The sequence below is a fragment of the Streptomyces sp. genome (assembly GCF_035563135.1).
In the GTDB taxonomy this organism is placed as follows: domain Bacteria; phylum Actinomycetota; class Actinomycetes; order Streptomycetales; family Streptomycetaceae; genus Streptomyces.
On sequence record NZ_DATMVN010000274.1, the window covers coordinates 1 to 10,113 of the forward strand.

Annotated in this window: 10 protein-coding genes and 1 pseudogene; 6 read left to right on the forward strand and 5 right to left on the reverse strand. The window is 71.8% G+C overall.

Features of this window, described 5'->3' with window-relative positions; all coding sequences use genetic code 11:
- On the forward strand, nucleotides 1–698 hold a 698-nt coding region (locus VN520_RS11985; protein ID WP_325746866.1), incomplete at its 5' end, for a site-specific integrase.
- A gap of 29 nt (nucleotides 699–727) precedes the next feature.
- On the forward strand, nucleotides 728–1,129 hold the full coding sequence (locus tag VN520_RS11990; protein ID WP_325746867.1) for a hypothetical protein: 402 nt from the start codon (nucleotides 728–730) through the stop codon (nucleotides 1,127–1,129).
- Nucleotides 1,130–1,226: 97 nt separating this feature from the next.
- Here VN520_RS11990 and VN520_RS11995 read toward each other — a convergent pair whose 3' ends face one another.
- The gene (locus VN520_RS11995) at nucleotides 1,227–1,415 is read right to left on the reverse strand and encodes a hypothetical protein (RefSeq protein ID WP_325746868.1); all 189 of its coding nucleotides are present in this window, start codon (nucleotides 1,413–1,415) and stop codon (nucleotides 1,227–1,229) included.
- A gap of 62 nt (nucleotides 1,416–1,477) precedes the next feature.
- Nucleotides 1,478–2,560 carry a replication-relaxation family protein gene (locus VN520_RS12000; protein WP_325746869.1) on the reverse strand — a complete coding sequence of 361 codons (1,083 nt, stop codon included), beginning with the start codon at nucleotides 2,558–2,560 and terminating at the stop codon, nucleotides 1,478–1,480.
- A gap of 116 nt (nucleotides 2,561–2,676) precedes the next feature.
- On the opposite strand from VN520_RS12000, the gene VN520_RS12005 reads away from it, so the two are divergent.
- Nucleotides 2,677–3,036, forward strand: coding sequence for a hypothetical protein (locus VN520_RS12005; protein WP_325746870.1), 360 nt, complete (start codon nucleotides 2,677–2,679; stop codon nucleotides 3,034–3,036).
- Between the two features lie 402 nt (nucleotides 3,037–3,438).
- Nucleotides 3,439–4,458: a hypothetical protein gene (locus VN520_RS12010; protein WP_325746871.1), complete on the forward strand. Its 1,020-nt coding sequence runs from the start codon at nucleotides 3,439–3,441 to the stop codon at nucleotides 4,456–4,458.
- Nucleotides 4,459–5,103: 645 nt separating this feature from the next.
- Here the strand turns inward: VN520_RS12010 and VN520_RS12015 are convergent.
- The 3 genes from VN520_RS12015 to VN520_RS12025 form a co-directional block, all read right to left on the reverse strand.
- Nucleotides 5,104–6,627 (reverse strand): hypothetical protein, encoded by a 1,524-nt coding sequence (locus tag VN520_RS12015; RefSeq protein ID WP_325746872.1) that lies wholly within the window; start codon nucleotides 6,625–6,627, stop codon nucleotides 5,104–5,106.
- Nucleotides 6,628–6,896: 269 nt separating this feature from the next.
- Nucleotides 6,897–7,265 (reverse strand): hypothetical protein, encoded by a 369-nt coding sequence (locus VN520_RS12020; RefSeq protein ID WP_325746873.1) that lies wholly within the window; start codon nucleotides 7,263–7,265, stop codon nucleotides 6,897–6,899.
- Complete coding sequence (locus VN520_RS12025; RefSeq protein WP_325746874.1) at nucleotides 7,262–8,098, reverse strand: ParA family protein; 837 nt, start codon at nucleotides 8,096–8,098, stop codon at nucleotides 7,262–7,264. The genes VN520_RS12020 and VN520_RS12025 overlap by 4 nt, the downstream gene beginning before the upstream one ends.
- A 333-nt stretch (nucleotides 8,099–8,431) precedes the next feature.
- Between VN520_RS12025 and VN520_RS12030 the strand changes: the two genes are divergently transcribed.
- Entirely contained in the window at nucleotides 8,432–9,211 is a 780-nt protein-coding gene (locus VN520_RS12030) for a hypothetical protein (RefSeq protein ID WP_325746875.1), read from the forward strand.
- A pseudogene (locus tag VN520_RS12035) lies at nucleotides 9,208–10,113 on the forward strand (site-specific integrase); the annotation flags it as partial. The gene VN520_RS12030 and the pseudogene VN520_RS12035, both read left to right, overlap by 4 nt.

Here is a 10,113-nt window from a genome sequence, read left to right on the forward strand (position 1 = left end):
CGGGCCTTGAGCCGCCGCACATCCCGGCCTGGTGCAAGCGGATGCCCGACCCCGGCTCGGACACCCCGGTCCGCTCCAAGACCGCCATCGACCGCCTGATCGCCCGGCGCGACGTCGGCCTGCGCGAGAAGGTCACCTACCGGATGCTCTACGAGACGTGCGCCCGCGCCGACGAGCTGCTCGGCGTGAACATCGAGGACCTCAACCTCTCCGCCCGGCAGTGCCCGGTGAAGGCCAAGGGCGCCAAGGCCGTCCGCCGCCGGGGCCAGGCCCGCGAGGACTACGCCACGGAGACGGTCTACTGGGACGCCGGCACCGCCCGGCTCCTGCCCCGCCTGATCGGCGAGCGCACCCGCGGCCCGCTGCTCGTCACCCACCGCAAGCCCGGCCCCGGCAAGCTCCTCACCCCGCGCGACGTCTGCCCCGACACCGGCCTGGCCCGTCTCTCGTACGGCCAGCTGCGCGCCCTGCTGGACCGGCACACCTGCGTCGGCGGCGAGGAGGGCACCGGCTGGGACCCGCACGAGTTCCGCCACTCCGGCCTGACCCACCTCGGCGAGCAGGGCGTCTCCCTGCTGCTGTTCATGGCTAAGTCGAGGCACAAGTCCGTCAGCGCCGCCCGGAAGTACTTCAAGCCCGGCGCGGCCGCGCTCGCCGAGGTCACCAGCCTGCTGGCCCCCGGCGACAGCCAGCGCTGAGCCCCTGTTTGTCGGTACCGCCGGTCAGGATGGCCACCACCAACGATCTCCGGGAGGGGAACAGCGTGAAGCACGTCTGGATCATGAGGAAGAGGTTCCGGCCAGCCTCCGGGGCCCCCAAGTCGACCCTGGTGAGGGCCGACGCCATCAGCTACCTGAGCATGCGCGAGAACCAGGTCCGGGCCTCCGAGCTCGGCTCCGACGAGATCGTGGTGCTGGCCGACACCGAGGACGGCGGGCACGGCGCCCCCGAGCTGCCGGACGACTTCCACACCGAGATGCTGTTCGCGGTCGCCATGGCGCGGCGCGACGCGCGGGACGCGACCGACGACGGGGACGAGCAGGACCGCATCCTGCTGGCCCAGCTCGAGGACGGCCAGTGGGTCTGGAAGATGTTCCGTCCCTCGGAGCCGGAACCCAAGCCGAGCTGACGACTCGCCACTGCACGAAGCCCCGGGACTCATGCCATGACGCCCGGGGCTTCGCTGTGCACGTGGACACTGACTCAACGAGCGGTGTCCAGCGCCGTCACTCGTGTTCCTCGATGCTGGCCCTGATGTGGTCGAGGTCGTAGCCGGTCTCCATGACGGCGTGGGCGATCGCGATGAGGGCGAACGTCTGCGCCTTCTGCCCCGGGTCGGTGATGTCCGACGCCAGTTGCTCCGCCGCTGCCACGAAGTTCTTCGCCTTGGTGAGGTGTTCGTCCTTCTTGGACACGGTCCTCCCCCTCCTGTGCCGGTGCTGGTTGATCAAGAATGCCCGAGAGCACCGACACCAGATCACCGTCCGACCGGCTCCGGGTACCGCTGCCGCCGGCGGTCGGGGCTGTCGGTGCCGAGCCGCACCCACTTCTCGCGCCGTTGCAGGGCGGGCAGCGTGGTGGCGAACACCGAGACCGCGATGCCGTCGACCGCCTCGGCGAGCGCCTCCAGGCGCCGCTGCAGCAGGTGCTCCTCCATGCCCGCCAGGACCACGTGCAGCGGAGGGAAACGCTCGCTGCGGGTGTACCGGTAGCGCGACCAGAACGGGAACGTGCCGCCGATGGTGCCGCGGGCTCCCTCCCAGACGCGGTGTCCGGCGTACCGCTCGTAGTCCCAGACCTCGCGGGCGAGCTTGGCCCGCGACATCGTGCCGTTGTCTATCTCGAAGAGACGGACCTCGAACGTCTTGCCCGGCGCGGCGAGCACGGCGTCGGTGTTGAACGTCAGCCCGGTCTCCTTGATCGCGTGGTTGACCTCCACCTGCCAGTCGGTCAGATGCTGGCGGCCGCCGAAGGCGAGGATCGTCTCCGTCACCGCCAGGGCGTGCGGGCCGAACCCGGCACGGACCGCCTTCGCTCCGGTGCCGGCGCGCGGCCGCGCGGGCAGCTCGTTGCCGTCGGCCACCGCCCGCAGCCCCGCCCGGGTCAGGTTCCAGATCAGCTCCTTGCCCTGCTTGCCGTTCGTCTCCGCCAGGCCCTGCTCCGCCAGCTTCCGCATCGCCCGGCGCACGTACGAGCGGCCGTCCGCGTCCTCGGCTGTGATGACCCGCGCCATCTGGCGGACGGTCGCGACGCGCACGCAGGCCAGCATCCGCAGCGCATCTCCCCGAACCCGGGGAGCCGTGGGGGTTGAAGACCTCTGCCCTCCAGACGCAGGAGGGACAGGGAGAGAGGTGTCAGCATCGTTGCCGCCGCCTGGACCAGGGGTGTGGCCTGCGGCGATGGGTGCGGCCGCCGAATCCTTCACGGCACTGGATACGGCACTGGAAATCGGGCGGCGCCGCGCCCTCGGATCGTCCCTGGTCCAGGTCCAGATCGTCGTCTGCGCGGTCGCCGGCGCACGGTGGCCGGTGTCGTCGTACGACATGTCGGCGCTCCTCATCAGCGTGACGCGGACCTCCGGACAGAGATCCGCTCTCACTTGCTAGAGGTCTGGATGATCATGCTCGTGTGACACTTCGCGCCGTACTTTCTTCCGCCGTCTCCGTTGAGCCGGGCATGGAACTCCCCGATCGGGCCGCGCCCGGAGTCGAGGCCCTCGCCGGGGCGGCCGCCGACGCGGCCTGTGCGCTGGCCGACGCGGCCGGCCCCGCCGGGTGGAACCTCGCGGCCGCCGAGGACGCGGCGGAGGCCATCGACACCCTCGCCGCGGCGCTCTCCGACGTCGACCCCGAGGCCGCCCGGCTCCTGGCGGCGATTCCCGCCGCGACGAAGGCCCTGCTGCGCCACTTCGGGCAGGAGCAGGAGACCGACGCCGTGTCCGCAACGGCCGCCCGGCCCTCACAGCTCCCGAAGCCGCGTCGGCGCGGTCTCGGGCCCGGGTGGCAGGGCCTCACGGACACGTCAGTGAAACGCTGACGTGGTGTGCGCTAGCTCGAAACGTAGCCCAACAGCCCAGTGCAGTAGGTATCTTTCACGCTCGCTATAAGGCGATCCATAAGGCCCACGCACATGAGTCGCCGAGTGGCGATCATTTCCGCTAGCGGAAATGCGAGCGCGAAAAGTAGGCGTTGCGCTAGCGGTTTTGATCTCCTGGACGTCCCGGCGGGAAGTGAGGGCGGGATCTCCCCTCCCGCCCGGTGTCCAGCCGCTACCTTGAGAGTCGGCCGCCACACGTCGGCCCGACTCCGAGCCGCATCCCGCCCACGCCGGGAGCGGCAACGAGGACAAGGGGCTCCGCTTCACGTGCCGCATCGACCCGCTGCCCGTGGTCTTCCACGGCGGGGATGCGTGGGATCTCCCGCCGATCTGGAGACGACTGTGACCACCGACAAGCAGTTCAAGCGCGCGGCCCGGGAGCTCGCCGAACGCGAGGGAATCTCGTACACCGCAGCCCGCCGACGCCTCGCCGCCGACCCCGAGACCGCTGTCAGCGCTTCGCTGACAACCGCTCCGGCGGCCGCCGAGGACGACCAGGAGCCGAAGCCCCCGCGCCTCTACCCGATCGCCCGCGCCGTGTGCGCGACCGACTGCGACGGCACGCCGCACCCGGGCGCGCTGTGCCACCCCTGGCGGCCGGAGGACTCCAAGCGCGTCCGGTACGAGGTGCGGCGGGCGGCGCAGCTGCCGAACGGCCGGGCCGGGGAGCTCTGCCACCGGTTCGAGCCGCCGGCGCCGGGCTACCCGAGCGGATCCTTCTTCGCGCGCGAGGCCACGTGGCTGCTGGCCCTGGTCTACGCGATGCTCACCGACCAGCGCCCCGAGCTCCGTCCCGGCCTGGCGGAACTGCGGGCGGCCGTCGAGGCGGACGACCAGGCCGCGGTCGACGCGGTGATGGAACCGCTGGACCGCGCGGCGGCCCGGCTGCTGACGAAGGTGCCGAAGCGGTGGTGGGGCGAGGTGAAGCCACAGCTGGACGCGTACGCCGACTTCGTCGACACCGACGACCGGGAACCCCTGACGTGGCAGGAGGCCGACGACCGGCACGCGGTCGGCCGCCTGGTCGACCAGTGGCGCCGGGCGTGGACGCCGGTCCGGAACCACAACGGCTACATGGATGCGCCCGGAGTGCTCTGGCTCGCCCCGAAGGGCTGGCTGGACGACCTCCTGGTCGAGCAGCACGGCGGCCACGGCGACGGCGCCCGGGTCCGTCTCACCGACGGCCGCCCCGCCATCGTGTACGCGGCCGAGTGGAGCGAGGCCGGGGCGCCGGTGGCCTACCGGATCCGCGAACTCGAACCCGGACGGCACGGCAACGTCGGGAAACTCGTGCCGTCGCTCACCAGCGACGAACTGGTGCCCCGCGACCAGGTCGCGGGAGAACTCAACGACGTGGCGTAGCCCGGCGGCCGCTGGGGGCCTTCGCCGGCCCCCAGACCCCCGCTGCCCCGGCATTCCGCAGCGCGAACCGGTATCGCCGGGGCGGGCCGCCGTCCGCGCTGCGAAACACCGGGGTCGTGTTCCCGTCGGCCGTCCCCGGTCCGGCGACGCGCGAAGAGTAGCTTCGCGGATAACTTGCTCGGGCCCTCCCGCCCTCCGTCTTGCCGCTCACGCCGGACGCCTCTCGAAGAAACTCCGGCGGAAACTCCAGGGTGTAAAAACACCTATAAACCAGGGTGTTTCCAGCGTGTGACAAGCCGCTCTCCGCACCCCCGTCCTGACCTGCGAGAACCTGACTGACGAGACAATCCCACCCACGCTCATCGTCCCTCAAAGCGTGGGTGGGATTGTCTCGTCAGTCAGGAGGTCAGGACGGGGGTGTGGAGAGCGGGAGTTGTAGCCAGGGAAAAGCAGAGGGGGGGTCAGAGTTTGATGGATGAAGGAAAATAGGGGCGGTCAGGGAAGGGGGAAGCCGGTGCCCAGGAGAAACCCGGAGCACCGGCTGGAAGCGTGGCCGAGGAAGCGGTCTGGTGGGGGTGCGGGCCGGAGGGCGGATTCAGCGGGCGCCGGGGCCGGCCCCGTGGTGCAGGCCCCGGCGAGCCGCGATCAGGCGGTCAGGCCGTCAACTCCGGCGACGTCCTCGCCGGGCTCCAGGTACTCCTGCAGCGCCCGCTCCCGCCACCGCTTCGCGCCCTCCGTGTAGTGCGCATCGCGCCGGTTGGTGGCCATGTGCGCCCGGGTCAGTTCGATGACCCAGTCGTCGACCTGGTGGTGCTTCTCCAGGGCGTCCAGCGCCTTGCGCAGCCGCAGCCGTTCGTCTCCCTCGGCGGCCAGGCGCTGCTCGTTGAGGGCGTCCATGATGCAGATCTGTCCGACGTGCAGGAAGTCCCGGTACTCCTGCCCGCCCTTCTCCAGCCGGGCCGCGGCCTGCTCTGCGGTGAGCGCACCACGGCTGCGGGCGGCGAGCGCGGCCGCCAGGTCGGCCGTCTCCTGGCGGCGCTTCTCGTCGTAGCGGGCGGTCCCCTCGGCGTACGACTCATCAGGGTGGCGGTCCGTCAGGACCCGGCCCTCCTGCGTCGTCCAGTCGTGAGCAGCGGCGCGCGGGAAGTGCGGCCCCCAGGTCTCCGCCCACGCGTACGGGCCGCCGGTGCCGACCCGCAGCAGGTCGGCGGCGATCCCGGCCGGGCTGCGGCCGCCGACGAACCAGGCGAGCGTCGTCCAGCCGTCCGACTCGGACCAGACCCGCAGGTCGTACGTCGGAGGGTGCTTCTCCCCCTGGAACCAGGCCGGTTCCGGGGTCGGCTCGGTGGAGGCCGGGCGGCCCTTGGGCCAGGCGTTGAACGGCAGCCGGGGCACCACGGGGCGGTCCGGGTCGGCGTCGACCTGGTGGACGCGGGCGGGCAGGGTGCCCAGGTCGGTGGTGGAGTGCTCCCAGACCTCGGCACGCAGGTCGCCACAGTCCCCGCCGGCCGGGCGGGACGGGTTGCTCAGCCGGTGGGCGACCAGGGCGTCGGCCAGGAGGACGGCCTTGTCGAGGCTGTCGGACCAGGCCCGCGTCCACCAGCTCGGTGCACCGCCCGTGTGGTCCTCGCCCACGATCCCGTCCGGCACGTAGTAGATCCGCACCTCGTACGGCAGGTCCGGGCTCGGGCACACCGGATCGAGGGCGGCCGGGAAGGCGCCGGGCTCCTCCACCGACCAGCCGTTGTGGACGTAGCGCCAGAACGGCTGGTCGTTCGAGCACCAGACCACCGGCCACAGGGCGGCGACGTCCACCTGCCCGTCGCCGCGGCGGTGCGGCACGGGCACCCGCGTGCCCTTGGGCACCACCCCGACGTCGCCGCGGACCTCGCGGATGACGACGCCGTCGGCGGCGGGCTCGGCGACGCCCCACCGCACGCCGTTGTCGCGCTGGACCATCGAGTGGCGGGCGTCCTCGTTCCAGATCACCGTGACGGGCACGACGCCGTGCTCGGCGACGACGTCGGACAGCGCGGCCACCACCAGGTCGTCCCACTCCGGGGCGGCGGGATCGGGGGAGGCGCTGCGCAGCGCCTCGGTGTACTTCGCGCCCTCCCGGGCGGCGGCGCGGGCCTTCTTGGCCGCGGTGCTCTGCTTCTTCGGCGACATGCGTACTCCAGACCCAGCGGTCTCCCACGCTCCCGCCGGCCGTGTGTAACGTCGGGGCCGATCCAGGACAGAGCAGTGCTTGAACTCGCGGGCCCCGAGAGACCTTGACCGACGGTGTCCCGGGCGGCGTGGGCGCCGGGACGGCGGTGTACGGCGGTACGCGTCTAGCCGTACGGAAACGGTAGCGCCCGCCACTGACAGGGCGCCAGGAAACAGCGAGCGGCCCCGTGGACAGTTCCACGGGGCCGCTCACGAAGGGGAAGCCAGGGTCAGGACGCTTCGGTCTGCTCCTCCTGGTCCGCCTTGCTCTTGGGGACCTTGGGGAGCTTCCCGGTCCTCCGCAGGTAGGCGGCGTAGTGGGCGATCGCGACGTCGGTGACGTCCTGCGGGCCCATGCCGGTCTCCTCGCCGATCTCGGTGACCAGGTCGTCGGTCTCCAGCAGGACGCGTACGTTCATCATCACGCGGGTCGGGCCGGGCTTGCGGCCGCGCCGGCGCTCCGGGCGACCGAGCTGCTTACGGCTGTTCGGCGTGACGGACGCGCGCTTCTTCGGCGACTTCACGTCGCCGCCGACGGCGATGTCCTCATCGTCGTCCGGCAGCTCCGGGTTCTCTGCGGTGCGGATGGTCGGGCTCACGGGAGCGGGATCTCCTTCAGGAAGGTCTGGGTGAGCAGTTCGTAGGTGGCGCGGATCTCGGAGACCCGGTCGCCCTTGAACTCCTCGAGGGAGACGGCGTTGTTGTTGGCGGTCGCCAGGGACTCGATGTGCTTCACCGTCGGGTCCCACACGGCCGGGCCGAAGATGCTGTGGATCGAGTCGCGCTGCTCCCGCTGGCGGACGGTGTCCTTGTACTTGTTGAGGATCACGCCGCGGATCTGCAGGTCCGGGTTGCTCAGGTGGGTGGCCGCCTTCTTCACGATGAGGTCGCGCGCTCGGATCGCGCCCTCGATGGCGTAGACGTCGGCGTCGGTGACGATCACCGCGTCGTGCGCGGCCGCCAGAGCGAGCTGGGTGAGGTGGAGCAGGCTGGGAGGACAGTCGATCAGCACGTAGTCGAATCCGTCGTCGGCGCCTTCCAGGGCCTGCTTCAGCCGGAGCCAGGCACCGCCGATCCCGGCCTCCGACATCCGGTTCTCCAGCGGGAGCCGCGCGGGCGCGAGCTGGATCCGCTCGGCGTAGGTGCACTCCCAGCCGATCGGCTGGAAGACCGCGCGGGCACATCCCAGTGCTTCGTTGGGGTCCGTGTTGGCCTTGATGGCCTGGCTGATCGTCGGCTGCTTCAGCTTCGGGTCGTACCGCCAGCCGAGCATCCCGGAGCTGTTGCCCTGCGGGTCCATGTCGACGACGAGCACCCTCTTGCCCGCCTTCGCCAGGCCCTCGGCGAGCCGGGCGGTGGTGCCGGATTTCCCGACGCCTCCCTTGTTGTTGAGCATGGCGACGCGGCGAGCCGTCGTCGGGCGAGCCATCATCAGTAGTCCTCCAATCCGCTTGCCCGACTTCATCAGGCCAGCTCATAGGGCTCGGCATCGGGCACGGCAGGGGCCGTGCCCGGCGTCCGGCTCGCACCGGACCCCCCGCGTATCAGCGAGCGTTACCGGTCATCATGACGGCTCTCCGTCCCTCCCGCTGACAGGCTTGACAAACAGATATCGAAGCCGCTCAGCCGCTGTGCCACGCATTATCGCTAGCGGTATAGCGAGCGGATTGAGTCGCTGTTTCGCTGTCTGGTTTGGATCGCACAGCCGCTAGCACTGTCAGCGGAATGCTGACGTCTGGTGAGTGTCAGTGGAATGCTGACGCCCATGGCGAAGGACTACGCGAAGCACCACGAGACCAAGCGGGCCGCCGAGAAGCTCCTGACGGAGCGCTACGGCAACGAGGACGACGCCCGGTACGGCGGTTCGCTGCCCCCGGAGAAGGCGATCACCTCCGTCCTGGTCGCCCTCAGCGACTACCTGCCGCCGGGCCAGGAGCCGCGCGAGGTGCCGGCGGAAGACGTCCTCGCCGCCCTCTCGCACGTGGACGACGCGCGCACCCGCCTGGACAACCAGGAGCTGCGGCTGATCAGGGCCGCCCGCGCCCGCGGGGCGTCCTGGCAGAAGGTCGCCGACGCGCTGGGGCTGGGCACCCGGCAGTCCGCCGAGACCCGGGCCCTGCGCCTGGAGCGCGGCGCGCAGACCTACCGCGGTCGCGACGTCGCCTCCCAGCGCCTGGACAAGGCCCGCGACCGGGTCGAGCAGGCGTGGTGCGAGGAGAACGCCGAGCGGCTCCGGGAGGTCGCCGGACGGTTCTACGACACCTCCGGCGCCTGGGACCTGCAGAACCTGAACGACATCGACATCCGGGGCACCGTGCACGGGATCGGGGAGCTGCTGGCCACCGACGGGAGCCCGGCTCGGCTGGCCGGCCTCATGGGCAGCGTGCGGTTCCACCTCGCCCCCTACGACGGTGAGGCACCGAAGCCGACCGGCAAGCGGGCCGCCGACGCCGCGCAGGCCCTGACCGACCTCGTGAAGCTGCTCGCCGAGCAGACCGCCGCCCGCAGCCGGGTCACCTCCGCACGCGGCGAGGCGACGTCGTGAGCGTCGAGGAGACGGTCGTCGACGTCGTCGACCACAGGCTGACCGGCGCCGAGCTGCTCGCCGCGGCGGCCGCCGAGGTGACGTCCTGGCCCTCGGTGTCCGCCTCCCGCACCCGCCAGGTGAACTGGGTGGTCGGCGAGTACACCCGCGCCCTGGCCCACCCCGAGCACCCGCTCGGCGACGACGCCGGCGTCCGCGACGTCTTCACCGCCGCGCCGGTCCTCGCCTACCTGGGCCTGGCCGCCAGCGGGCACCTGCGCGCCCGCCGGGCCGCCGACCCCTCCAAGGGCTCGGAGCACTCCACGCAGATCCGCCTGGAGGTCCTCAAGCTGCTGGTCACCGCGTGCGGAGCGCAGGAGTTCGCCGAGCTCCCGGCGCAGCCCGACCCGCCGAGCAAGCCGCCCGTCGCCAAGCGGCCCCGGTCCCTGCTGCGCGCCCAGCTCACCGAACTCGCCGACGCCCCCAGCCCGTACCGGGGCCAGCTGCGGATGCTCGCCGTGGGCGCCGTCGTCAGCGACACCGGCGTACGGGCGGGCGAGCTGTGCGCCTGCCGGATCGAGGACCTGTCCCCGTTCCTCGAGGAGCTGCGCGTGGTGCGCCGCCCCCAGGGCGGCAGCGAGGCGGACGCGGTCACCGAGCTGCTCGCCCTGTCCCGCCTGTCCAAGGCGGCGCTCAAGCGGTGGCTGCCCGAGCGCCAGGAGCTGCTCGCCGACGTCGGCGGCACCGCGGCCGCGCTGTGGGTGTCCCTGCGCGGAAACCACCACAGCGGCCAGCACGTCCCGGAGGGAACGCCCCTCATGCCCCGCGGCCTGGCCCGCGCCTGGACCCGGGCGGTCGACGACCTCAACACCGAGATGGCCGACGAGCCCTCCTGGCAGCCGCTGCCCACCCGCATGGAGCAG